The organism is Burkholderia sp. BCC1988, from assembly GCF_905339895.1.
Classification (GTDB): Bacteria; Pseudomonadota; Gammaproteobacteria; order Burkholderiales; family Burkholderiaceae; genus Burkholderia.
Window position 1 is genome coordinate 57138 of record NZ_CAJPHA010000019.1, and the last position, 25296, is coordinate 82433.

Sequence of the window (25296 nt, forward strand, 5' to 3'; positions counted from 1 at the left end):
GGGCGGCCGCTTGCGCGGGGCGCCCGGATCGATCGTCGGCGGCCGTGCGGCCGCCATGCTCAGTCGGCCGCGGCCGGCACGAGCACCTCGCGGCTGCCGTTGATGCCCATCGGCGACACCAGTCCGGCCGCCTCCATCTGCTCGACGAGGCGCGCGGCGCGGTTGTAGCCGATGCGCAACTGGCGCTGCACCGACGAGATCGACGCGCGCCGCGTGCGCACGACGAACGCGACCGCTTCGTCGTACAGCGGATCGGCTTCCGCATCCGGCGCTTCGCCGAACAGGTCCTGCGTCGCGCCGTCGGCAGCCGGGCCGTCCAGAATCCCTTCCTCGTACTGCGGCTCGCCGAACTGCTTCAGGTATTCGACGATCCGGTGCACTTCCTCGTCCGCGACGAACGCGCCGTGCACGCGCTGCGGGTAGCCCGTGCCCGGCGGCAGGAACAGCATGTCGCCCTGGCCGAGCAGCGATTCGGCGCCCATCTGGTCGAGGATCGTGCGCGAGTCGATCTTCGACGACACCTGGAACGCGACGCGCGTCGGGATGTTCGCCTTGATGAGGCCGGTGATCACGTCGACGGATGGGCGCTGGGTCGCGAGGATCAGGTGGATGCCGGCCGCGCGCGCCTTTTGCGCGAGACGGGCGATCAGCTCCTCGATCTTCTTGCCGGCGACCATCATCAGGTCGGCCAGCTCGTCGATCACGACGACGATCAGCGGCAGCTTCGACAGCGGCTCGGGATCGTCGGGCGTCAGCGAGAACGGGTTGCCGATCTTCTTTTCCTTCGCCTCCGCGTCGCGGATCTTCTGGTTGAAGCCCGCGAGATTGCGCACGCCGACGGCCGACATCAGCCGGTAGCGTTTCTCCATTTCGCCGACGCACCAGTTCAGTGCGTTCGCCGCGAGCTTCATGTCGGTGACGACCGGCGCGAGCAGGTGCGGGATGCCTTCGTAGACCGACAGCTCGAGCATCTTCGGGTCGATCATGATCAGCCGCACGTCCTCGGGCGTCGCCTTGTACAGCAGCGACAGGATCATCGCGTTGATCGCGACCGACTTGCCCGAACCCGTCGTGCCGGCGACCAGCATGTGCGGCGCCTTCGCGAGATCGGTGACGACCGGGTGGCCGGTGATGTCCTTGCCCATCGCGATCGTCAGCTGCGACGCCGAATGCTGGTATTGGCGCGACTCGAGGATTTCCGACAGGCGGATCATCTGGCGTTTCGCGTTCGGCAGCTCGAGGCCCATGCAGGTCTTGCCGGGAATCGTCTCGACGACGCGGATCGACGTGAGGCCGAGGCCGCGCGACAGGTCCTTCATCAGGCCGACGATCTGGCTGCCGCGCACGCCGAGCGCAGGTTCGATCTCGAAGCGCGTAATCACCGGGCCGGCCGATGCGCCGACCACCGTCACCGGCACCTTGAACTCCTGCAGGCGCTGCTCGATGACCTGGGCCGTCTGCGCGAGGTGTTCCTCGGTGATCGTTTCGACGTCGTCGGACGCGGGCTCGAGCAGGTCGAGCGTCGGCAGCTCCACGTTGAACGACGCGGGTGCGTGGAATTCGAACGCGTTCGGGCGCGGCTGGCGCGCGGGCGCGGCCGATGCGTCGGCGGCCGGGGCGCCCGATTCCGCCGGTGCCGGCGGCACGGTGGCCGCGGGAGGCGTTGCGTCCGGAAGCGGTGCGATCGTGGCGGCCGGGATCGTGATGCCGGTTGTCGCGGGCGTCGTGCCGATGTCGGACATGGACCAACTCGCCGGCGCAGCGGCGGGAGCCGGCGGGGTGGTGAACGACGGGGCCTGCGGCAGCGGTGCGGACGCGATGGATTGCGCCGGTGTCGCCGTGTCGACGGAGCCGCCCGGCGCGGAGTAGGTCGGCAATGCCGAGACCGACGGGGGCGCGGAAGTCGGCGACGCGGCCGGTGCCGTCGTGGCCGGGGCAGCGGCGAAGGAGGCCGGCGCGCCATTTGTCGCGGCAGGCGTGGCGCCGAACGCGGCGGGCGCGGCAACGGCGACCGTGTTCGTCGGGGCGAGTGTGCCGGAAGACGGTGTCGGGGCGATGGCAGTGGCAGCGACAGGCGCGGCGCCGGTTGTCGTCTGCGTCGCTCCAGTCGTCGCGGCCGGCACACCGAATCCCGAAGCGTCAGGCATGCGGGTGGTCGATGCTGCCGAAGGCGTCGCCGATGCGGTCGACGTTGCGGCCAATGCGCTGCCCGACGAGGCGAAAGACGCGGCGGCAGGCGACACCGGCGTGCGTTGCGCAGGTTGCGATCCGGTTGCGCTGAAGGACGTGCCGGTCGATGCGGGCGCCGTGGCGGCTGCCACGGTTGGCGCGGATGCGAAAGGCTGCGCGGTGGCCGGGCCGGAAGCGCTCGCCGCAGACGTCAGGGCGGAAGCCGCAGCCGCTGCGTTTGGCGCGGCCGCAAAAGGTTGTGCCGTTGTGAGGCCGGAGGCGCCAGTCACGGGCATGGGGGCGGATGTCGCCGCTGCCGCGGTCGGAGCGGATGCGGACGCCTGCGCGGCGGCCGGGATGGAGGCAACCGTCGACGGCGTCCGGGCAGGCGTCGTCGGTGCGGGCGCCGGCGTGACCATGCTCGATGCCGGATCCGTGGCGTCGATCGTCGACGCCGCGGCAGCCGGCGCGTGAATGCCGGAACCGTACGCAGTACCCGTGACACTCACCGGCGTGGACGGTGCAATGGGAGCAGCCGGCGCAACAGGCGCAACAGGCGCAACAGGCGCAACAGGCGCAACAGGCGCAACAGGCGCAACAGGCGCAACAGACGATTCCGATGCGGCCGGTCGCGACAGCGAACCGGCGCCCGGGTTTGTCATGCCGGTAAACGCAGGCGCTGCGGCGACAGGTGTGCTGTTCGGCGTGTTCGCGGGCACCGGCTCGGCAGAACCGGATGCGTTGCCGACGGGCGACGACGCGTCAGCTGCCGAGGTCGTCTGCGTACCAGCGAAGGGCTCAGCGGACAAAGGCTTCGACCATGATGCGGAGGAGGGCGCGGCGTCGACGGACGCAGGTTCCATGACCGCGGTGGCCGGTGCCGCCGGTGCCGGTGGCGTGGCGCGTTGCATGCCTGCAGGCAACGGAGCGGTTTCGCCACCGTGCTCTGCTGCCGCGTGCCAGACCGTTCCCGTCACGGCGCCGGCCGGTGCCGTGTTCGACGCGGCCGAGGCTGCCGTCGTCGCTGCGGCGACGGGCACTGCATCGGCACGCGGCTGCGTCGGCGTTGCCGCGATCGACGAAGCGGAGAGGGGAGGCGGCGTGACCGGCTGGACCGGATTCACGACATCCTGCGTCGCGTGCGCGTGTTCTTTCGCGACGACCGATACGGCGGTATCGGCAAGCGCCGTAGCTTGCGATTGGACCTGGCCGGCAATTCCGGCGGCCGTTGCCGCATCCTTCGCATCGACGGTGCGGCCCGTGGCGCTCACGGTCGACGTGACAGCGGCCGAAGGTGTACCGACCGCTGCGCTCGCGGCCACCGACTCGTCCGCGTCCGACGGTGGCGCGGCAATCGGGCTTTCATGCGACGCGCCGAGCCCGGAAACCGGCGGGCTGACGATGTCTTCCCAAGGCGCAAAGTCGATCGGAGCATCGAATGCCGGCGCGGCTGGTGCATCGGCGCCATGCCGATGCTCGCGGTCCGCGTGACGCGTCGGCGCATCGGTTTCGACGCCGGGATCCGGCATGGCATGCCGCACGGTCTCGCCGAACGCCGGGGTACCCGTATCGACAGCAGGCACGCGCACGCCCTGCTCGGCCGGCATAAATGCATCCAGCACGATCGGTGCGTCGTCGGATGGCAGCACGGCCCCGTCGAATGCCGCGCCATCCGTATCGACGGCAGGCACGCGCATGCTCGGCTCCGCCGGCATGAATGCATCCAGCACGATCGGTGCGTCGTCATAGGCCGGCGCGGCTTCGTGCGAGTCCGGACGGACTGCGTCGCGGGGCGCGGCCTGATGCGCGTCCGCAACGATCCCGGCCGGTACGGCCGTCGACGCCGACGCGGCGACGCTGCCCGCCGCTGCAACCGCGCCGGCCACGGTCGCCGCGGCGGCCGGCGCCGACGACGCATCGGCCTGCCGCACACCGTCCAGCGTCGCCCACTGCGCGGTACTGGCTTCGATCGAGCGCAGCGTGTCGTGAACGCTCGGTGCCGGCGTGATCGGCTCCGCGGGCTGTTGCACCCACGCGTAGAGCGGCGCGCGTGCCGGGGCCGGCGGCGCGGGGCGGCGTCGTGCGGCGTCCGGCGACTGGCCGGCGGCGCCGGCGCCCGTCACCGGGCGGGCGGGCGTGCGCGGCGGCGTCGCGGCGGCCGGGCGCGGCGTGACCGCGGTGCGCGGCGCGGCCGGTTGCTTCAGCGCGGCTGCGGCCTGTCGCGCGGCGGTCGGTTGCGGCCGAACGGGCTCGAACCCGGCCGGCAGCGGGGCCGGACTCGGGCGCGGCACCTGGCTGTTCGCGGCGGCGCGCGCGAGGCTGGCGGTGCTGCCGGTCGTCGGGGGCGGCATGGCGCTCGTCGCGCCCGGTGCGGGCGGCGGCATGCGATTGGCCGACGTCGGCTTCAGCCAGCCCGTCGGCGCGACCGGCTCGGCGAGCGGACGCGGCGCGGGCTTGCTGCGCGGCTTCGGCCGCGCCTGCGGATCGGGCTTCCACAATGTCGGGCGCGAATACCGGCCGTTTTGCCGCGGCGCCATCGAGTTGACGGTATGGGCGGTGGTCGGCTGCACGATGTCGTCGTCGCGATGCAGCGCGCTGCGCGGCAGGTCGGCAACGCCGCGCACGTCGTCGTCGTCGACGTCGCGCGCGAGCTTGACGCCGAACGACGTGTCGACCCAGGCGGCGAACTGCCGCCAGCCGATGCCGGTCAGCCACGGCAGGCCCGCGAAGAACAGCACGACCATCGCGACCGGCGTGCCGATCGGGCCGAGCACATGCGCGAAGCCGTTCGAGAACGCGTGGCCGAGCGCATTCGAGTCGGGGCCCGACAGCGGGCTCGTCAGCGCGCAGCTCGCGACGAACACGGCCGCGAAGCCGAGCCACAGGCGAATCGAGCCGCGGCCGGCGAGTCCGCCGCCGCCGGGCAGCATCGCCTGAACGAGACGCCAGATGAGAAGGAGGAACCAGACGGCGGAGATGCCGAACCAGCCGAAGACAACCGTGTGCATGCTTTGATGAAACAGGAAGAGGGCGGGGAGCGCGGTGCGCGACCCGCCGAGTTTAACCGGCCGACGAGCAGGACTCTAAGGCAGTTTGAAGGCGTCGATGCGCTTCCAGGCCGCGGGACGCATGCGTCCGGGATCCGCGCGCGGCGAAGGCGGCCGATCGGCCTTCGCCCGCGCGCTGCATCAGGGGCTCCGGCGCGTGAAGGTCAGCGTCGCGCCGGCTTCGGTCACGATCTGCAACTGCTGCGGCTCGCGCATCTGCACGCCGGTCTTCCCGATGTGCGCGAGCGCATCGAGGTACGCGTGCTCGAGCTGGCCGCCGAGCGTGTTCGTGCATGCCATGCGCGTGCCGGCGAGCGGCCCGAAGCTCAGCAGGCCGTTCTTCAGCGCATAGGTTCCCGTATAGCGGTTGCAGCCCGAAAAGCCGCTGGCGCGTCGGACGCCCGCTTCGGTCGACAGCGCGAGCTTGATCGGCTCGCCGTTGTCGCCGTGCGGAATCGTGCGCGGCGTGCCGTCGGCGTTCACCCAGCTCGTGAGCTCCCAGCTCGTGTCGTCGAGCAGCTGGACGGCGGCGGGGTTGTACGGGTCGGGTGCGGGGGCGGCGGAATCGGGGTGGGTCGGCATCGCGCAGGCGGCGAGAAGCGTGGCAAGCGTCAACGCGCAGAGCGGCGCGCGCAGCGGGCGAAGCAGGCCGGTGCGTGCGCGTGCGGCGGCGGACAGGTGGGACATGAGCCTCGTTCCTCATCGGATTCTGATCAAGGCGTAAGAGTAACGCACCCGCCCCGCGCGAGGCGAGCCGACACTTCGCGCGTGAAAACGTTCGCAATCCGCCCGCGAGCCTCGCGCGGCGGGGGGCGATGCGACGAAACCGGCCGGACCGGCGCGGGTGCGCGTGAGGTGTGCGTCGGGTGTGCGTGTTAACATCGAAGCCGTTTTCGTCCTCCAACAGAACCAGCGGGAAATCACATGCAGATCGGTCAGCGGCTCGGTACGCCGCTCTCACCCTCGGCCACGCGCGTCATGCTGCTCGGCGCGGGCGAACTCGGCAAGGAAGTCATCATCGCGTTGCAGCGGCTCGGCGTCGAAGTCGTCGCGGTCGACCGCTATCCGGACGCACCGGGCCACCAGGTCGCGCATCGCGCGCACGTGATCGACATGACCGACGCCGCCGCGCTGCGCGCGGTCGTCGAGGCCGAGCGTCCGCACCTGATCGTGCCGGAGATCGAGGCGATCGCAACCGATGCGCTCGCGGCGATCGAGGCGGCCGGCCTGGCCGAGGTGATCCCGACCGCACGCGCGACGCAGCTCACGATGAACCGCGAAGGCATCCGCCGTCTCGCGGCCGAGGAACTCGGGCTGGCAACTTCGCCGTACGCGTTCGCCGACTCGTTCGACGCGTTCAGCGCGGCCGTCGCGAAGATCGGCATGCCGTGCGTCGTGAAGCCGGTGATGTCGTCGTCGGGCAAGGGACAGTCGGTCGTGCGGACCGAGGCCGACGTGAAGCCCGCCTGGGACTACGCGATGGCGGGCGGCCGCGTGAACCACGGCCGCGTGATCGTCGAGGGCTTCGTCGATTTCGACTACGAGATCACGCAGCTGACGGTGCGCGCGATCGAACCCGCGACGCTCGAGACGCGCACCTACTTCTGCGAGCCGGTCGGGCACGTGCAGGTGGCGGGCGACTACGTCGAATCGTGGCAGCCGCAGCCGATGAGCGCCGTCGCGCTGGAAAAGTCGCGCGAGATCGCGCACAAGGTGACCGAGGCGCTCGGCGGGCGCGGGCTGTTCGGCGTCGAGCTGTTCGTGCGCGGCGACGAAGTCTGGTTCTCCGAGGTGAGCCCGCGGCCGCACGACACCGGCCTCGTCACGCTCGCATCGCAGCGCCAGTCGGAGTTCGAACTGCACGCGCGCGCGATTCTCGGGCTGCCGGTCGATCCGACGCTCGGCTCGCCGGCCGCGTCCGCGGTGATCTACGGCGGGCTCGACGAGCGCGGTATCGCGTTCGAGGGCGTGCGCGACGCGCTGGCCGTGCCGGGCGCCGACCTGCGCCTGTTCGGCAAACCGGAAAGCTTCGCGAAGCGGCGCATGGGCGTCGCGCTCGCGACCGGCGCGACCGTCGACGAAGCCCGCGAACGCGCGAAGCGCGCCGCGGCGGCCGTGCGGCCCGTGTCGGCACGCTGACCGGACCAGGAGAGCGCGATGGCGTCGACATGGCAGCGGATCGGACGGCTCGGCAAGCTGGGCGCCGCGCTGGCGCTGGTCGCGAGTCTCGCTGGGTGCGGCCTCGCGGCCGCGCCGTGCCGGGTCGCATCGGCCGGGCTGAAGATCGTGCCGCTCGTCGGCCACGTCGCGGCCGCGCCGACCGACGCGTGCGCCGACGTCATCGATCCCTGAGCGGCGAACCCTCGATCCGTAGCCAACCATAACCAACGACAATCGCGCGTCCCGCGAGGGCGCGTTTCCACCCGTCTCGTGAGAGGAACTGCATGATTCGCCACACCCTCGCCGCGCTCGCGCTGGCCGGCACCGCCGTTTCCGTCGCGCACGCCGCGCAACTGACCGTCGAGGAGATCGACGCCGATGCGCGCGTGCAGACCCTCTATCAGTGCGCGAACCAGAAGCAGCCGGTACGCGTGTCGTACTGGCGCGCGGGCAACGGCCAGAGCTTCGCGCTGGTGCCGGTCAACGGGCAGCAGCTGCTGTTCGTCGATACCGTTTCGGCGTCGGGCGCGCGTTACCAGGCCGGACGCTATACCTGGTGGACGAAGGGCAAGGAAGGGACGCTGCGCGACGAGATCGCCGACCAGAACGCGGCACCGCTGCTGGGCGACTGCGTGCAGGTCGAGAAGAAGAAAAAGAAGAAGGGTTGAACGCGGCGCGCGATCGGCTGCGCCGCGCGGGCGTGCCGGTCGCCGCGATCGATGCGGGCAGCCGGGTTCGACCTCGGACCGGAAGGTGGCGCCGGCGGCGCCCGGGCTCGCCGGCCGCCGGCTGATTCCTCGCGGCAGCTGCCCCGCGGCAGATGCCCGAGATTCGACCCCGTATTTCCACCATCAGCCGATCGAGATAGCCCGATCGCACGACGCATCCGCCCCGCGCCGGCCTGCCGGTGCACGCCGCGAGCCGCCGCCGGGGCCGTTCGCGGCGTTGTCACGGACAGATTGCTGCGCAGTGCTACAATACGGCCCTTTCCGCCGGCATTCGCGCCGAACGGAGTCCGCACGGCCTGTGGCGCCCGCTGTTCGAATTGAACCGGTCCCGAGCGCCAGAGCGGCGCCGCGCGGCGCGCCGCGGCTCCGTCTACTTCCGAAATGTGATGAGCGCAGGCCCGGCCGGCCTGACGCACGAAGTCCCCGCCGCGCCTTTTGAGCGAAACGCCACCATGTCCGATTCTGTCGCCAAGCCAGTCGACGCAACCTTCGATCAATTCGGCCTTGCCGCCGATATCCTGAAAGCCATTGCGGAGCAGGGCTATACGACGCCGACGCCGATCCAGGCGCAGGCCATTCCGGTCGTGCTCGCCGGCCGCGACGTCATGGGCGCCGCGCAAACGGGCACCGGCAAGACCGCGAGTTTCTCGCTGCCGATCCTCCAGCGCCTGCTGCCGCAGGCCAACACGAGCGCATCACCCGCGCGCCACCCGGTGCGCGCGCTGATCCTCACGCCGACCCGCGAGCTCGCCGATCAGGTCGCCGCGAACGTGCATGCATACGGCAAGCACACGCCGTTGCGCAGCGCGGTCGTGTTCGGCGGCGTCGACATGAACCCGCAGATGGCCGAGTTGCGCCGCGGCGTCGAGATCCTGATCGCGACGCCGGGCCGCCTGCTCGACCACGTGCAGCAGAAGACCGCGAACCTCGGGCAGGTGCAGATGCTCGTGCTCGACGAGGCCGACCGGATGCTCGACATGGGCTTCCTGCCGGACCTGCAGCGCATCCTGAACCTGCTGCCGAAGGAACGCCAGACGCTGCTGTTCTCGGCCACCTTCTCGCCGGAAATCAAGAAGCTCGCATCCACTTACCTGCGCAACCCGCAGACGATCGAGGTCGCGCGCAGCAACTCGACGAACGCGAACGTCACGCAGATCGTCTATGACGTCGCCGAAGGCGACAAGCAGGCCGCCGTCGTGCAGCTGCTGCGCGATCGCGGGCTCAAGCAGGTGATCGTGTTCTGCAACAGCAAGATCGGCGCGAGCCGGCTGGCCCGCAACCTCGAGCGCGACGGCGTGGTCGCTTCGGCGATCCACGGCGACAAGACGCAGATCGAGCGGATGCAGGCCCTCGACGCGTTCAAGCGCGGCGAGATCGAGGCGCTGGTCGCGACCGACGTGGCCGCGCGCGGCCTCGACATCGCCGAACTGCCGGCCGTGATCAACTTCGACCTGCCGTTCAACGCGGAAGACTACGTGCACCGGATCGGCCGCACGGGCCGCGCGGGTGCGACGGGCGATGCGCTGTCGCTGTGCAGCCCGAACGAGCGCAAGCAGCTCGCCGATATCGAAAAACTGATCAAGCGTCCGCTCGAAGTGCAGACGCTCGCGCTCGACAAGCCGGCGCGCCATCGTCACGACGATCGTGGCGGCGAGCGCGGGGGCGATCGTAGTGAGCGCGGTGATCGCGGCGGCCGTCGCGATCGCGACGAGCATCGCGGCGCGTCGGGGCGTCGTCCGGGCGGGTCCGAGCGCGGCCATCACCGTCGCCACGAGGCGCCGGTCGACGACTTCTTCCTGAAGCCGTACGAACCGTCGGCGCCGGCGAAACAGCCGGAAGAGACCAAGTCCGCGCAGCAGCCCGAGAAGAAGGGGCCGAAGCGTCAGGTCGCCGCGCTGCTGGGCGGCTTCGGGATGCCGCGCAAGCCGTCGGCATAAGCGGACGGTTCAGGCGGTCGGTGCGGCGCGCGAGCGCTGCCGCGGAAACGGGTGCATGCGATGAGCATGTGCCCGTTTTTCATTGGGCGAGACGATTCGTGAAGGAGTGGGCGAGATGGGCGACAACTTGCCGCGTGGGGCGGGTCAGCCTGCGGGACTACTCCGATGCCGTGTCGCCGGCGGGCGTTCCGTTCAGGCTGCCATCACGCTTGCATGCGACCGGACTCACCGCTGACGGACGCAGGAACGCGGTCGACACGAACGGGTGTCCCGCGAGCGCCTCTCAACCGGCGCGTGGCCCGAAGCGACGCGCCCACGCATCGGTCGCGGCCGCGTAGAACGCATCGAGCGTATCGATCGACGGATCGCCATCGGCCCACAGGCCGAGATGCGCGGCGGCGGCGCGCAGCGCCGGCAGCGGATCGTCGCGCTCGAGCGCGATCGCGCCCGTCTGCTTGCTGAGCTTTTCACCGTTCGCGTCGACGACGACGGGCACGTGCAGGTACGCCGGCGTCGGCACGCCGAGACAGCGCTGCAGGTAGATCTGGCGCGCGGTCGAGTCGAGCAGGTCGGCGCCGCGCACGACGTGCGTGATGCCCGCGTCGGCATCGTCGACCACGACCGCGAGCTGATACGCCCATTGGCCGTCGGCGCGCTTCAGCACGAAATCGCCGACCTCGGTCGCGAGGTTCTGCGCTTGCGTGTGCTGCCAGCGGTCGTCGAACGTGACGAGCGCCGCGTCGCCGTCCGGCACGCGCAGCCGCCACGCGCGGGCGGGCTTGCCGTGCAGGCCGGTGCGGCAGGTGCCTGGGTACGCGAGCGTCGTGTGGCGCTCGTGCGCGGCGCGCAGCGAATCGGCGATTTCCTTGCGCGTGCAGCCGCACGGATAGACGAGCCCCGCGGCGACGAGCCGTTCGAGCGCGGCCGCATAGGCGGCCTCGCGCGTGCTTTGCCACACGGGCGGCTCGTCGGGCGTCATGCCGAAATGCGCGAGCGTCGCGAGGATGTCGTCGGCGGCGCCGGGCACCGTGCGCGGGCCGTCGATGTCCTCGATGCGCACGAGCCATGCGCCACCGTGCGCGCGCGCGTCGAGCCAGCTCGCGAGCGCGCCGACCAGCGAGCCGAAATGCAGCGGGCCGGTGGGCGACGGCGCGAAGCGGCCGCGGTAGCCGTTCATCGGGACGCGGTGCGACGCGCGCTTACGCGGCGCTGGCTGCCTGCGCGCAGGCCGGGCACGACTTGCCGGGCACGTAGCTCGGCGCTTGCTGGGCTTCCGGCGTGACGACCGCGCGGCACGCGAAGCACGTGACGTTCTCGGTCGGCTGCAGTTGCGGGTTCAGCGCGGTGCGGTAGTCGAACACGAAGCAGTCGCCGTGATAGTGCGCGCCGCCGACTTCCTCGAAGTACTTCAGGATCCCGCCCTCGAGCTGGTACACGTTCTCGATGCCGATTTCCTTCATGTGGATCGCCGCCTTCTCGCAGCGGATGCCGCCGGTGCAGAACGACACGACCGTCTTGCCCTCGAGATCGGCGCGGTTCGCGTCGATCACTTCCGGGAACTCGCTGAACTTGTCGATCCGGTAGTCGAGCGCGTCGTCGAACGTGCCGACGTCCACTTCGAACGCGTTGCGCGTGTCGAGCATCACGACCGGGCGGCCGGCGTCGTCGTGGCCGCGGTCGAGCCACGCCTTCAGCGTGTGCGCGTCGACCGACGGCGCGCGACCGAGCTCCGGCTTGATCGCGGGCTTCTTCATCGTGATGATCTCGCGCTTCAGGCGCACGAGCATCCGGCGGAACGGCTGCGAGTCGGACAGGCTTTCCTTGAACTGCAGCGTCGCGAACTTGCCTTCGAACAGCGGATCGTGGCGGAGGTAGTCGATGAATGCGTCGGTCGCGTCGCGCGGGCCGGCGATGAACAGGTTGATGCCTTCCGGCGCGAGCAGGATCGTGCCGCGCAGGCCGAGTTCGTTGCAGCGGGCGGTGACGAGCGGGCGCCATTGCTCGGTCGCGTCGAGCGACACGAAGTGGTAGGCGGCGAGGTTGACGATGGTCATGATGGTCCGACGGGAAAACGGCCGCGACCGTGCGGCGGGCGCACGGTGGCCCCGCAAAAAAAGGGTGCGAAGCCGGGGCGGTGATTCGAAAACCCGTATTATCCCGCAAACTGCACGTCTGCCGGCACCCGGCCGTTCGGCCGGCGTCGCGCGCATCGGCCGAACGGCCGGGCGCGGGGATTTTTTGGGCAGCCTGCGCGGCGACGCGGCTACAATAACGCCCATGTCAGATCCCCGCTTCGTCCATCTTCGCGTTCACTCCGAATTCTCGATTGCCGACGGCATCGTGCGTCTCGACGACATCGTCAAGGCGGCGGCCGCGGACGGCCAGGGCGCGCTCGCCCTCACCGATCTCGGCAACGCGTTCGGCCTCGTCCGTTTCTACCAGGAAGCCCGCGGCAAGGGCATCAAGCCGATCGCCGGCTGCGACGTCTGGATCACCAATCCGGACGATCGCGACAAACCGTCGCGCCTGCTGCTGCTGGTGAAGGACAAGACCGGCTACCTGAACCTGTGCGAACTGCTGTCGAAGGCATGGCTCACGAACCAGTACCGCGGCCGCGCAGAGCTCGACGCGAGCTGGCTCGACGGCGAGCTGTCGCAAGGGCTGCTCGCGCTGTCGGGCGCGCAGCAGGGCGACATCGGGCTCGCGTTCGCGGCCGGTAACGAGGAGGCCGCGCGCCGGCACGCCGAGCGCTGGGCGAAGGTGTTCCCGGGTGGCTTCTACATCGAGCTGCAGCGTTACGGCCAGCCGGGCGCCGAGGCGTACATCCAGCAGGCCGCGACGCTCGCCGCGTCGCTGAAGCTGCCGGTCGTCGCGACGCATCCGACGCAGTTCATGACCGACGACGATTTCACCGCGCACGAAGCGCGCGTGTGCATCTCGGAAGGCGACATGCTCGCGAATCCGCGGCGCCAGAAGCGCTTCACGACCGATCAGTACTTCCGCACGCAGGACGAGATGGTCGCGCTGTTCGCCGACCTGCCGTCGGCGGTCGCGAACACGGTCGAGATCGCGAAGCGCTGCAACCTGAAGCTCGAACTCGGCAAGCCGAAGCTGCCGCTGTTCCCGACGCCGGACGGCATGTCGCTCGACGACTACCTCGTCCAGCTGTCGAAGGAGGGGCTCGAGAAGCGCCTCGAACAGCTGTATCCGGATGCGGCGGAGCGCGACGCGCAGCGCGACACGTACTACAAGCGGCTCGAGTTCGAGTGCGGGACCATCACGAAGATGGGCTTCCCGGGCTACTTCCTGATCGTGGCCGACTTCATCAACTGGGCGAAGAACAACGGCGTGCCGGTCGGTCCGGGCCGCGGCTCGGGTGCCGGTTCGCTGGTCGCGTACGCGCTCGGCATTACCGATCTGGACCCGCTGCGCTACAACCTGCTGTTCGAGCGATTCCTGAATCCGGAACGCGTGTCGATGCCCGACTTCGACATCGACTTCTGCCAGCACGGACGCGATCGCGTGATCCAGTACGTGAAGGAAAAATACGGCGCGGATGCCGTGTCGCAGATCGCCACCTTTGGCACGATGGCCGCGAAGGCGGCCGTGCGCGACATCGGCCGCGTGCTCGATCTCGGCTACATGTTCACCGACGGCGTCGCGAAGCTGATCCCGTTCAAGCCGGGCAAGCACGTGACCATCGCCGACGCGATGAAGGAAGAGCCGCAGCTGCAGGAGCGCTACGACCACGAGGACGAAGTGCACCAGCTGCTCGATCTCGCGCAGCGCGTCGAGGGCCTGACGCGTAACGTCGGGATGCACGCGGGCGGCGTGCTGATCGCGCCCGGCAAGCTGACCGACTTCTGCCCGCTGTACACGCAGGGCGACGACGGCGGCGTCGTCAGCCAGTACGACAAGGACGACGTCGAAGCCGTCGGCCTCGTGAAGTTCGACTTTCTGGGTCTCACGACGCTGACGATCCTCGACTGGGCCGAGCGCTACATTCGCCGCCTCGATGCGTCGAAGGCCGACTGGTCGCTCGCGCAGGTGCCGCTCGACGATCCGACGTCGTTCCAGATCCTGAAGAAGGCCAATACGGTCGCCGTGTTCCAGCTGGAAAGCCGCGGGATGCAGGGCATGCTGAAGGATGCGCAGCCCGACCGCTTCGAGGACATCATCGCGCTCGTGTCGTTGTACCGTCCGGGCCCGATGGACCTGATCCCGAGCTTCTGCGCACGGAAGCACGGCCGCGAGAAGGTCGACTATCCGGATCCGCGCGTCGAACCCGTCCTGAAAGAGACCTACGGCATCATGGTCTATCAGGAGCAGGTGATGCAGATGGCGCAGATCATCGGCGGCTACTCGCTCGGCGGCGCCGACCTGCTGCGTCGCGCGATGGGCAAGAAGAAGCCCGAGGAGATGGCCAAGCACCGCGAGATCTTCGCCGAGGGTGCGGCGAAGAACGGCCTGACGCGCGAGAAGTCCGACGAGATCTTCGACTTGATGGAGAAGTTCGCGGGCTACGGCTTCAACAAGTCGCACGCGGCCGCCTATGCGCTGCTCGCGTATTACACCGCGTGGCTGAAGGCGCACCATCCGGCCGAATTCATGGCGGCCAACATGACGCTCGCGATGGACGACACCGACAAGGTGAAGATCCTGTACGACGACTGCGTCGTGAACAACCTCGCCGTGCTGCCGCCGGACATCAACGCATCGCATTACCGGTTCGAGCCGGTCGCCGAAGCCGACGGCAAGCGCTCGCGCACGATCCGCTACGGTCTCGGCGCGGTGAAGGGCAGCGGCCAGAACGCGATCGAGGAGATCCTGCGCGCCCGCGACGAAAAGCCGTTCACCGACCTGTTCGACTTCTGCGAGCGGATCGACCGGCGCGTCGTCAACCGCCGCACGGTCGAGGCGCTGATCCGCGCCGGCGCGTTCGATTCGCTGAACGCGAACCGCGCGCAGCTGATTGCGTCGGTGCCGCTCGCGATGGAAGCGGCCGACCAGGCCGAAGCGAACGCGATGCAGGCCGGGCTGTTCGACATGGGCGCCGAGTCGCCGCACGCGCATGCGCTCGTCGACGAACCCGCGTGGGACGACAAGCGCCGCCTGCAGGAGGAGAAGGGCGCACTCGGCTTCTACCTGTCCGGCCACCTGTTCGACGCGTATCGCGACGAAGTGCGCCGGTTCGTGCGGCAGAAGGTCGGCGACCTGAAGGAAGGGCGCGACAAGCTCGTCGCGGGCATCATCGCATCGCTGCGCACGCAGATGACCCAGCGCGGCAAGATGCTGATCGCGCTGCTCGACGACGGCTCGGGCCAGTGCGAGATCACGATCTTCAACGAGCAGTTCGAGGCGAACAAGGCGCTGTTCAAGGAGGACGAACTGCTGATCGTGCAGGGGCAGGCGCGCAACGATGCGTTCACCGGCGGCATCCGCTTCACGGCCGACACGGTGATGGATCTCGAACGCGCGCGTAGCCGCTACGCGCAGGCGGTGCGGCTCACGATGAACGGCAATGCGGATGCGGCGGCGCTGCGCCGCGTGCTCGAGCCGCACGTGTCGAAGGACGATTCGGCCGCGCCCGCGGTCGAGGTACCCGCGCCGCGCGGCGGCGGGCGCGACGGCGGGCGTCGCCCGCAGGCGCCGCTGCCGAACGGGCTCGCGGTCCAGGTTCACTACAGCAACGCGCGCGCGCAAGGGGAAATGCGTCTCGGCGACGCGTGGCGCGTGAAGCCGAGCGACACGCTGCTCGCGGAGTTGCGCGCGACGTTCGACGGCAGCATCGTCGAAATCACGTACTGACGGTCCCCGCCGGACGGTCGTTGCCTGCGCGGCCCGTCGCATCGCCATCGTGCGGTGCGGCGGGCCGTTTTCATGTCGGCGGATGCTTGGGGCCGTCATCCGGACGCTATACAATCCGTCGCGCGACGCCGATACGGCGCCGGTTGCGGTCTGTCCGCCGGCCGGCGGCGACATCGCGCGCGCGAATCAGACGGGGACGGTTCCGCGCGGCACGCGATGAGTCGCGGTGCCGCGAGCGACCACGCGACGAAGCCGGCACGGTAAAGAACGCCAGGATGCCGGCTGGTGCGCGACGATAAAAAATCGACAGCATCACAACAACGATGGCCAACGGGAAACCGACGGGGCGGATCCTCGTGATCCGGATTGATTTTCTGGGCGACATGCTGTGCACGACCGCTTTTCTCGGCGCGCTGAAACAGCGCTGGCCGGGCAAGGAGCTGCACGTGGTCGCGAACCGCTACAACGCGGCCGCGCTGGCCGGCAACCCGGACGTGCACACGGTCCATACCTACGTGTACAGCCGTCAGTGCGAGCGCAACGACCGCCCCGGACGGATGCGCGCGTTCTTCGACCGGCTGCGGCTCGTGCGCCGGCTGCGCCGCCTGCGGTTCGACCTCGTGGTCGTGCCGAACGGCGGCATGCATCGAAGCAGCATCCGGTTCGCGCGGCAGCTCGGCGTGAAGGATTGCCGCTGGCACGATGCCGATTCCGAATTCGACGACCGCAAGCCCGACCATGTCGCGTCGCGGCCGATTTGCCATGAAGCGCTGTCGGGATTCCGGCTCGTGCCCGAACTTGGCCGCGCCGATCTCGACGGTCTCGCGCTGTCCGTCCACCCGGACCGCGCGCTGCAGGACACGTGGTATCGGCTGCTCGGGCCGCGCACGAAACCGCGCGTCGGGCTGTTCGTGTCGAACAAGGCGGCCGAGCGGCGCTGGCCGGCCGATCGATGGCGCGACCTCGGCCGGCGGCTCGCACCGTTCGCCGACGTGATCGTGTTCCGCGATTCCGCCGTGTCGGCCGAGGCCGACGCCGACCGCGATGCGTGGCGGGACGTCAACGCCCGGCATGTCGCGCCGTCGTCGGTCGTCGAACTGGTGGCCGCCGCGAGCCTGCTCGACGCGATCGTGTCGGCCGACAGCGCCCCCGTGCATCTCGCGTCGGCGCTCGGCGTGCCGGTCGCCGCGCTGTTCGAGGACCGCCCCGAGAAATACCGGCGCTGGCATCCGCTCGGCGTGCCGCACATGATCCTGCGGGCCGGCGCGACGGTCGACGCGATCGGCGTCGACGCGCTCGAGCGCGCGGTGCTTCATCTGTTGACGCAGGCCGGACAGCTCGACGACGCGATGGGGGGTGCGATGCCGCTTGCGGCCGCGACGCTCGCGGCACCCGCGGTCGGCGCGATCGTTTCGTAGCCCCCGGAAGGCCGGCGGCGCCTGCATTGCCGGCACCGCCATCGGACGCGCAAACGGGGCCACGCGGCGCGGCGGCGGCAGGCCCCGCCGTGCGTCGTTGCCTGCCGCGTTGCCAACCGCCGGCCACCGGCGACCGGCCGCCGCCCGCTGGCCGCCGCTCACCGCCCACCGCCCACCGCCCACCGCCCACCGCCCACCGCCAACCGCCAACCGCCAACCGCCAACCGCCAACCGCCAACCGCCAACCGCCAACCGCCAACCGCCAACCGCCAACCGCCAACCGCCAACCGCCAACCGCCAACCGCCAACCGCGGCACTTCGCCGACGCCCGCACCCGACTCCACGCCACGCCACCGGCCGCAAAATCCTGTACATTGCGAGCCTTGTCCAGCCAGCTAGACGGAACGATCGCCGTGGCCCTGTTTTCTTCCGCCCGCCCGCCCCGAACCATCCTCGTCGCAGCCCCGCGCCGTATCGGCGACGTGCTGCTGACGACGCCGCTCGTGCGTTCGCTGAAGGCGCGCTGGCCCGATGCGCAGATCGACATGCTGGTGTTTCGCGGCACCGAGGGCGTGCTGGAGCACAACCCCGACGTGCGGCGCGTGATCGTCGTCGCGCAGCGCGCGGGGTTCCGCGAGCGGCTGCGCGATGCGCTGTCGATGTGGCGCCGCTACGATCTCGCATGCGCGGCACTGAGCTCCGACCGGCCGCGCTTCTATAGCTGGTTCGCCGGCCGCAAGCGCGTCGGCCTCGTCGATCCGAACCGCGTCACGTGGCTGACTCGAATGATGCTGAACGGCATCGCGATCAATCATCACGAGTCCGCGCATACGGTCGTCAGCACGCTCGCGCTCGCGCCGGTGATCGGCATCGAGCCGGTATCCGAGGTGGTCGCGCCGGGCATCGGCGACGATCCCGCGCGGCGCGCGCGTTTCGACGCGTGGCTCGCCGAATCGCCGGCGATCCGCGACGGCAAGCCGCTCGTCGTGTTGCATCCGTATCCGATGTTCCGCTACAAGCAATGGCGGCTCGAAGGCTGGGTCGAGATGATCGAATGGCTGCGCGCGCAGGGGTTTGCGATCGCGCTGTCGGGTGGCCCGGCCGATCGCGAGCGCGAGTACGCGGAGCAGGTCGCGGCCGAGGCGGGCGGCGACGTGCTGAACCTGGTCGGCCGCCTCACGTTCGGCGAAAGCGCGGAGCTGGTGCGACGCGCGCGGCTGTTCATCGGGCCCGATACGGGCGCGACGCACGTTGCGGCCGCGACGGGCACCGACACGATCGCGCTGTTCGGTCCGTCCGATCCGGTGCGCTGGGGGCCGTGGCCGCAGCACTGGCCGGCGACCGAGAACCCGTGGGCGCTGCGCGGCTCCGCGCGGCACGGCAACGTATGGCTGCTGCAGGGCGAGGGCGATTGCGTGCCGTGCCGGCACGAAGGCTGCGAGCGCCATGTCGACAGCCACAGCGACTGTCTCGTCAATCTCGGCGCGCAGCGCGTGAAGGCGGCGGCCGCCGAGATGCTCGGACTGAATCCGCCAGGCGCCGCCGATGCGGTCGTCGACACGTCGCGACTGCATCGCGCGCGCCCGGACTGACGCGCGAAAGCCGTACGTTTCCTGAGTCGAAAAGCGGGGAGTGGCGACGCGTCGGCGCCGCGCGGCCGTGCTTCCGACAAGCGGCACGCATGCGCCGCCATTGAAGCCGTAGAAGCCGAACCGGCGGCAGGCGGCAACGCGCGCTGCGCGCCGGCCCGCCGGATGATGCGCTACGCGCTGCGCCGGATCGCCGACGTTTCGCGCGGCAGCGCTTCCGTGCGCGTGCCGCAGCCGAGCAGGATCCCGGCGAGCAGCACCAGCAGGTGACCTTCGGCGAAATCGAGCAGCAGCGAATTCGCAAGGCTGCCGATCGCGAAGATCGCGAGCCACGCGAGCAGCACATGCCGCGAGCGCGGGTCGAGCGCGCGGCTGCCGCGCGCGATCTGCACGATCAGGTTCACGAACAGCAATACGCCGAGCGTGCCGAGCTGCACGGCCATCAGCAGGTATTCGTTATGCGGATTCGACGTGAGCTGGCCTTCGGCAGCCGTCTTGCCGGCCGTGAGCTTCTCGAACTCGAACTCGAGGCCGCCGGCGCCGTAGCCGATCAGCGGGCGCTGGCGATACAGTTCGAGCCCCTTCTTGTACCACTCGAGACGCAGCCCGGTCGACGTGACCGCATCGCTCTGCCGATACTGCTGCACTTCCGACACGACCTTCACGAGCCGGCCGTCGTGCACCGTGCACGCGGCGACGACGAGCGCGACGCCGGCCAGGACCAGCGCCCCGGCGGCGAGCCCCGCGCGCAGCGCCGACTGGCGGCGCAGCAGCAGCACGAAGCGCACCGCGACGACAAGGATCAGCAGCAGCGCGATGACCTGCCCGGTGCGTCCCTGCAGCATCACGAACACGTTGATCAGCGACCATGCGGCCACGGCGGCATACGCGGCACGCGACAGCGCGGTGCGGGCCGACAGCGCGAGGTCGGCCGCCTGGTAGAACAGCAGCGCGCCGAACATGCCGGCCGCGATGTGGTTCTTGAACACCCAGGCGCGCGACAGCGGCAGTTCGCTCGAATGCGCGGGCCCGATCGCGGTCAGCCCGAGATAGTTGGTGGTCGACAGCAGCAGGATCACGCACAGCGTGCCGAACCAGGCGCGCCGCACGATCGGCGCCCAGTTCGAATGGCGGAAGGCCAGCACGGCAAACGGCAGCAGCAACAGCTTGTCGTACTTGGCGACCCAGTTCCACGCCTTCGGGTGCGGCGCGACCGTATAGGTGACGCTCGCGGCCAGTGCCGCGAGGATCAGGAGCGCCGCGAGCGACGCCGGTTCGGTGACGAACGTGCGCAGGTCGCGCCAGAATTCGGGGGAGATGACGAGCGCGGCCGCGAACAGCCCGCAGAACACGTTGGTCAGCGCGGTCGAGACCGGCACCATGCAGAGCGCGACGACGGCGAAGGCGCGGGCGGCGGTCAGGCGCCGCGAGGCGGGAGCGGAAAACGAAAGCATCGGAACCTGTCGAATGGACGAATGCGGCATGCGGGCACCGTGCTGCGCGCCGCGCGTCCCGGCGGCACCGCGCGGGACGAAGCGCGCAGTATACGCGAAGCCGCGGGCGTTTCCGTGCCGTTTCCGGGGTCGGGTCAGCTGAACGCGCGCTTGATCCGCGAGCGCAGCAGCGCACGCTTCAGGCGGCCTTCGACGGCCGGCGTGTCGAGCGCGACGCGCGCGCCGGCCGGTTCGCCGCGATGCAGGTAATAGCGGTCGAACGTGGCCTGCGTCATGCCCCATTTGTTGAGGAACTGGCGGCGGCCGTCGTTCTTGACGATCTTGCCGGTGCTCTTCTGCTGGAAGTGATAGACGAGGCTGTCGCCCACGCCGAGGAAGATCCGGCAGCCGGCGTCCCAGAATTTCATCGAGAAGTCGTTGTCGCTGCTCATCCCCGGCGACAGCTCGCTGCTGTAGCCGCCGATGCGGTTCCACCAGTCGCGGTGCACGAGCGTCGGCGGCCAGGTCGAGCCGAGCCAGTCCGCGCGCGCGAGCCGCGGCGTGGCCGCGACGAGGCCGGCCGCGTCGAACTGTTCGGCGTCACGGCCGAAGTTGCTGACGACGACGCACGGGTTGCGCGTGTCGACCGGCTCGACCATCGTGCCGGACAGCATGAACAGGTCGGTCGGCATCTGCTCGATGCGCCGCACGAGCGCCGCGTCCCAGCCGGGGCAGCAGTACATGTCGTCGTTCATGTAGACGACGTAGTCGCGCGTCGCGCGGGCGGCGGCCAGGTTCACCGCGTGGCAGATGCCGATGTTGGCCGGCGACGCGGTGTGCTCGATGCCTTCGCTGCGCACCCAGTCGAGCGTGCCGTCCGCGCCGTCGTTCACGTGCACGATGATCTGGTGGTCGTACGCCGAATGACGGCGCAGGCTGTCGACGACGAGCTTGAGGTACGGCAGGTTGTTCCAGGTCGGGATGATGATGGAGAACATGGCGGTCGGATTCGGTGGTCGTCGTATCGGCGGCGCGCAGCGCTGCGCCGTGCTCGGACGCGCATGGCGCGCGGGCAGCCCGGCATTGTAACGCCGGGCCGGCCGCATGCCGGCGGCGTCAGGGTGGCGGCAGGGCGGGGCGCGCTCAGCGGGCCGCGTCGTGGCCGAGCTTCAGGAACCGGTAGTAGACGGTTTCCGCGTTGAACACGGCGATCATGAAGCCCGCGCGGCCGTCGAGAAACCCGCGCCGCAGCACGTAGGTCCGCACGAACGCCCACGCGGCGCGCGCGAGCGCCTTGCCGAAGCCGCCGCGCTGGCCGGCCGCGCGGCGCTGGCGCGCGCCGGCCGTCGAATACGCATCGAGCTTGCGCACGACGGTTTCGAAATCCTCGTATGAATAGTGCATCAGCTTGCCCGGCAGCCGCTGCGCGGGCGTGTCGAAGACGAGCCGTTCGTGCACCAGGTCGTCGGAGAAGCGGGCGGTGCCGCGCCGGAACAGGCGCGGCACCCAGTCCGGATACCAGCCGCTATGGCGGATCCACTGGCCGCAGAAGCTCGACAGCCGGTCGAGCGCGTAGACCTGCGCGGCCGGTGTGCGGATGGCCGCGCGGATCGACTGCGCGAGTTCCGGGCTGACGACCTCGTCGGTGTCGAGCGACAGGATCCAGTCGGTGTCGAGCGCGTCGAGCGCGCGGTTCTTCTGCGGGCCGAAGCCCGGCCAGTCGCGCTCGACGATCACGCGGGCGCCGTGCGCGCGGGCGATCTCGACCGTATCGTCGGTGCTGCCGCCGTCGATCACGACGACGTCGTCGGCGAAGGTCAGCGCGTCGAGGCACTGCGCGAGCCGCGCGGCCGCGTTGAGGGCGATGAGGGCGACGCCGAGGGTGGGTTCTGCCATGAAATCGTCGAAAAGGCGGAGAAAACGGTGAGCGGCAGTATACCCGCGCGCAGGCAGCCGGCCGCTTCGGCGACGGCCATGCCGGCGGGGACGGTCCAGCTATAATGTTGGGCCTTTTTCGGCACCCGCCGGACGGGGCGGATCCCGGGCAGTCACGCCCCGGGCGCCGCGTCGCGGCTCAAGAAGGATTGCCTTGGAAACCCAGAACACTCTTCGCAAACCGATGGACGGCACCGGTACCTCGCCGCTCACGGTCCTCAAGCGCCTGTGGCCGTACATCCGGCCGCTCATCGGCATCGTGCTGCTCGCCGTGATGACGATGGGCGTCGTCGCGGCCACGGAAGCCGGGATCCCGGCGCTGCTCAAGCCGCTGCTCGACCACGGCTTCGGCTCGCACGGCAGCGACAGCGCGAAATGGTACGTGCCGATCGCGGTGATCGGCCTCGCGCTCGTGCGCGGCGTGTCGCAGTACACGTCGAATTACCTGCTCAACTACGTATCGAACCGCATCCTGCTGCAGCTGCGGCTCGAGATGTTCCAGCGGATGCTCCACACCGGCGCGTCGTTCTTCCAGCGCGAGACCGCGAGCACGGTGATCAACGCGATCGTGTTCGAGGTCAACCAGATCCTGTCGGTGCTGACCGGCGTGATGGTCACGCTCGTGCGCGACTCGCTGACCGTGGTGTTCCTGCTCGGCTACCTGTTCTACCTGAACTGGCGGCTCACGCTGATCGTCGCGGTGATCCTGCCGGGCATCGGCTGGCTCGTCAGCAAGATCAACCGCCGCCTGCGCCGCCTGAACCGCGAGCACCAGACGCTGACCAACGAGTTGTCGTACATCGTCGAGGAGACGGTCGGCGGCTACAAGGTCGTCAAGGTGCACAACGGCGAAGCATACGAGATGGACCGCTTCACGACGATGAGCAAGCGCCTGCGCGGCTACGCGATGCGCATGACGATCTCGGGCGGGCTCGCGCAGCCGCTGACGCAGTTCCTCGCGTCGATCGCGCTCGCGGTCGTGATCACGATCGCGGTCGTGCAGTCGACCAACGACCAGACGACGGTTGGCGGTTTCGTCGCGTTCGTCACGTCGATGCTGCTGGTGATTTCGCCGCTCAAGCACCTGATCGACGTCAACCAGCCGCTGCAGCGCGGGATGACGGCCGCCGAGCTGATCTTCGGGCTGATCGACGAGCCCGCCGAGCCGCAGGGCGGCGGCCGGGCGCTCGCGCACGCGCGCGGCGAGATCGAATTCCGCGACGTGTCGTTCGACTACGGCGCCTCCGAGCGGCCGACGCTCGACCGCATTTCATTCAAGGTCGCGCCGGGCGAGATGATCGCGCTCGCGGGGCCGTCCGGTAGCGGCAAGACGACCCTCGTGAACCTGCTGCCGCGCTTCTTCGATCCGACGGGCGGCGCGATCCTGGTCGACGGCGTGCCGGTGGCCGACTACGACATCCATGCGTTGCGCGGGCAGATGGCGATGGTCAGCCAGGACGTCGTGCTGTTCAACGACACGATCGCCGCGAACGTCGCGTACGGGCAGACGCCCGACCGCGCACGCGTGCAGGCGGCGCTCGAGGCCGCGAACCTCGCCGACGCGGTCGCCGCGATGCCCGACGGGCTCGACACGCTGGTCGGCGGCAACGGGATGCGACTGTCGGGCGGTCAGCGGCAGCGGCTCGCGATCGCGCGCGCGATCTACAAGGACGCGCCGATCCTGATCCTCGACGAGGCGACTTCCGCGCTCGATTCGGAATCCGAGCGTCACGTGCAGGCCGCGCTCGAGCGGCTGATGGAAGGGCGCACGACGCTCGTGATCGCGCACCGGCTGTCGACGATCGAGCGCGCGGACCGGATCCTCGTGCTCGAAGCCGGCAAGATCGTCGAAGAGGGCAGCCACGAAGAACTCCTGCGCCACGGCGGGCTGTACGCGCACCTGCACCGGATCCAGTACCAGCAGCAGGCGGCGTGACACAAAGTCGGGTCGCACCCGTGTGCTAGTCTTGATCGGGCAAGTCCAGTTGTTTTCGGTTCGACGTGACAACACGGAGGGAAGGACGATGAGGAAGATGCACGGGATGATGCTGGCCGCGCTGGTTGCGGCGGGTTTCGCCGCGCCGGTCGCGATGGCGCAGGGGCACGGCAACGACGACAACCACGGTGACCACGGCAATCACGGCATGCACCGCGGTCACGGTCCGAAGCACATGCCGCCCGGCCAGGCGATGCATCGCGACGACGACGTACCGCCGCGCTGGGCCGACCAGCCGCGCCGCGACTGGCACAAGGGCGACCGGCTCCCGGACGAATTCCGCGATCGCCAGTACGTGGTCGACGACTGGCGCGGCTATCGGCTGAGCCCGCCGCCGCGCGGCTATCACTGGGTCGGCGTCGGCGGCGACTATCTGCTCGTGCAGATCGGCTCGGGCATCGTGCTGCGGGTCGGTCCATAACACCTGCCATACCGGCCACACCTGCCGCCGCTCATCGCTTCATCCGGATGCCGGGGCGTGCGTCCCGGCATCCGCGTCACTTGTCCTGGTCCGACTTCGCCGCCCGGCGGAACCAGCGTCGCTCGATCCGCGACATTGCCCAGCACACCGCCAGCGCGCAGACGGTGCCGAGCGCGACTTCCCCGAGCCGCATCAGCGGAATGTCCCACAGCGGGCCGTTGCCCGGAAACAGCAGCACGATCGTCGCGGTGACGCCGCCGAGCCGCGCCGCGCTGCCGACGTTCAGGCACCAGCAGCCGACGATCGTGATCGCGACCGCGATCGCATAGGCGACGAGGCGATCGCCGCCGAGCGCGGCCCCCGCGAAGCCGACCACGCCGCCGATCATCGCGCCGATGAACTGGTCGCGCGACAGCGACATCGTGTCCGAATAGTTGTGCTGCGTGACGGCGATCGCGGTGATCGCCGCCCACACGGCCTGCTCGGTGTGCAACGCGCGGCCGATCGCGTATGCGAGGCACGCGCCGCACACGGCCTGCAGCGCCATCAGCGCGCCTTGCGTGAGGCGTTCGCCGAAAGTCAGCCCCTTGAACAGATCGAAGATCGACTGCTGGATCTGTTGGCGGGCTTCGTTGAGGGTCCTGATCGTATCCAT

Annotated in this window: 17 protein-coding genes; 9 read left to right on the plus strand and 8 right to left on the minus strand. The window is 69.8% G+C overall.

Annotated features, from left to right (window positions below; all coding sequences use genetic code 11):
- Positions 1 to 59: 59 nt before the first annotated feature.
- Both U4012_RS25335 and U4012_RS25345 read right to left on the minus strand, forming a co-directional pair.
- Positions 60 to 5177, minus strand: coding sequence for a DNA translocase FtsK (locus U4012_RS25335; RefSeq protein ID WP_415750403.1), 5118 nt, complete (start codon positions 5175 to 5177; stop codon positions 60 to 62).
- Positions 5178 to 5357: 180 nt separating this feature from the next.
- Entirely contained in the window at positions 5358 to 5903 is a 546-nt protein-coding gene (locus U4012_RS25345) for an META domain-containing protein (RefSeq protein ID WP_124487195.1), read from the minus strand.
- A gap of 237 nt (positions 5904 to 6140) precedes the next feature.
- Between U4012_RS25345 and purT the strand changes: the two genes are divergently transcribed.
- The 4 genes from purT (at position 6141) to U4012_RS25365 (ending at position 10041) form a co-directional block, all read left to right on the plus strand.
- Positions 6141 to 7355, plus strand: coding sequence for a formate-dependent phosphoribosylglycinamide formyltransferase (gene purT, locus U4012_RS25350; protein ID WP_321802104.1), 1215 nt, complete (start codon positions 6141 to 6143; stop codon positions 7353 to 7355).
- An 18-nt stretch (positions 7356 to 7373) separates the two neighbouring features.
- Positions 7374 to 7568 (plus strand): DUF6726 family protein, encoded by a 195-nt coding sequence (locus tag U4012_RS25355; protein ID WP_044844727.1) that lies wholly within the window; start codon positions 7374 to 7376, stop codon positions 7566 to 7568.
- A gap of 92 nt (positions 7569 to 7660) precedes the next feature.
- Entirely contained in the window at positions 7661 to 8044 is a 384-nt protein-coding gene (locus tag U4012_RS25360) for an MliC family protein (RefSeq protein WP_044844726.1), read from the plus strand.
- Between the two features lie 446 nt (positions 8045 to 8490).
- The gene (locus tag U4012_RS25365) at positions 8491 to 10041 is read left to right on the plus strand and encodes a DEAD/DEAH box helicase (RefSeq protein ID WP_321802105.1); all 1551 of its coding nucleotides are present in this window, start codon (positions 8491 to 8493) and stop codon (positions 10039 to 10041) included.
- 283 nt (positions 10042 to 10324) lie between these two features.
- Here U4012_RS25365 and gluQRS read toward each other — a convergent pair whose 3' ends face one another.
- Positions 10325 to 11218: a tRNA glutamyl-Q(34) synthetase GluQRS gene (gene gluQRS / locus U4012_RS25370; protein ID WP_321802106.1), complete on the minus strand. Its 894-nt coding sequence runs from the start codon at positions 11216 to 11218 to the stop codon at positions 10325 to 10327.
- A gap of 22 nt (positions 11219 to 11240) precedes the next feature.
- A complete protein-coding gene (locus tag U4012_RS25375; protein WP_044844723.1) occupies positions 11241 to 12095 on the minus strand; it encodes a sulfurtransferase in 855 nt (284 codons plus the stop codon).
- Positions 12096 to 12318: 223 nt separating this feature from the next.
- On the opposite strand from U4012_RS25375, the gene dnaE reads away from it, so the two are divergent.
- The 3 genes from dnaE to U4012_RS25390 all read left to right on the plus strand — a co-directional run bounded on the left by dnaE (position 12319) and on the right by U4012_RS25390 (position 18859).
- Positions 12319 to 15849 carry a DNA polymerase III subunit alpha gene (gene dnaE, locus U4012_RS25380; protein ID WP_321802107.1) on the plus strand — a complete coding sequence of 1177 codons (3531 nt, stop codon included), beginning with the start codon at positions 12319 to 12321 and terminating at the stop codon, positions 15847 to 15849.
- 323 nt (positions 15850 to 16172) lie between these two features.
- Entirely contained in the window at positions 16173 to 17267 is a 1095-nt protein-coding gene (locus U4012_RS25385; protein WP_321802108.1) for a glycosyltransferase family 9 protein, read from the plus strand.
- Between the two features lie 413 nt (positions 17268 to 17680).
- A complete protein-coding gene (locus U4012_RS25390) occupies positions 17681 to 18859 on the plus strand; it encodes a glycosyltransferase family 9 protein (RefSeq protein ID WP_321802109.1) in 1179 nt (392 codons plus the stop codon).
- Between the two features lie 170 nt (positions 18860 to 19029).
- Here U4012_RS25390 and U4012_RS25395 read toward each other — a convergent pair whose 3' ends face one another.
- From U4012_RS25395 to U4012_RS25405, 3 genes are all read right to left on the minus strand, one after another.
- The gene (locus U4012_RS25395; RefSeq protein ID WP_321802110.1) at positions 19030 to 20310 is read right to left on the minus strand and encodes an O-antigen ligase family protein; all 1281 of its coding nucleotides are present in this window, start codon (positions 20308 to 20310) and stop codon (positions 19030 to 19032) included.
- A 134-nt stretch (positions 20311 to 20444) separates the two neighbouring features.
- Positions 20445 to 21287: a glycosyltransferase family 2 protein gene (locus U4012_RS25400; protein WP_044844717.1), complete on the minus strand. Its 843-nt coding sequence runs from the start codon at positions 21285 to 21287 to the stop codon at positions 20445 to 20447.
- A 145-nt stretch (positions 21288 to 21432) separates the two neighbouring features.
- Positions 21433 to 22185, minus strand: coding sequence for a glycosyltransferase family 2 protein (locus U4012_RS25405; RefSeq protein WP_321802111.1), 753 nt, complete (start codon positions 22183 to 22185; stop codon positions 21433 to 21435).
- Positions 22186 to 22408: 223 nt separating this feature from the next.
- Between U4012_RS25405 and msbA the strand changes: the two genes are divergently transcribed.
- Both msbA and U4012_RS25415 read left to right on the plus strand, forming a co-directional pair.
- A complete protein-coding gene (gene msbA, locus U4012_RS25410; protein WP_260426288.1) occupies positions 22409 to 24160 on the plus strand; it encodes a lipid A export permease/ATP-binding protein MsbA in 1752 nt (583 codons plus the stop codon).
- An 88-nt stretch (positions 24161 to 24248) separates the two neighbouring features.
- On the plus strand, positions 24249 to 24641 hold the full coding sequence (locus U4012_RS25415; RefSeq protein ID WP_321802112.1) for an RcnB family protein: 393 nt from the start codon (positions 24249 to 24251) through the stop codon (positions 24639 to 24641).
- Between the two features lie 76 nt (positions 24642 to 24717).
- Here U4012_RS25415 and U4012_RS25420 read toward each other — a convergent pair whose 3' ends face one another.
- Positions 24718 to 25296 (minus strand): FUSC family protein, encoded by a 579-nt coding sequence (locus tag U4012_RS25420; protein ID WP_044844713.1) that lies wholly within the window; start codon positions 25294 to 25296, stop codon positions 24718 to 24720.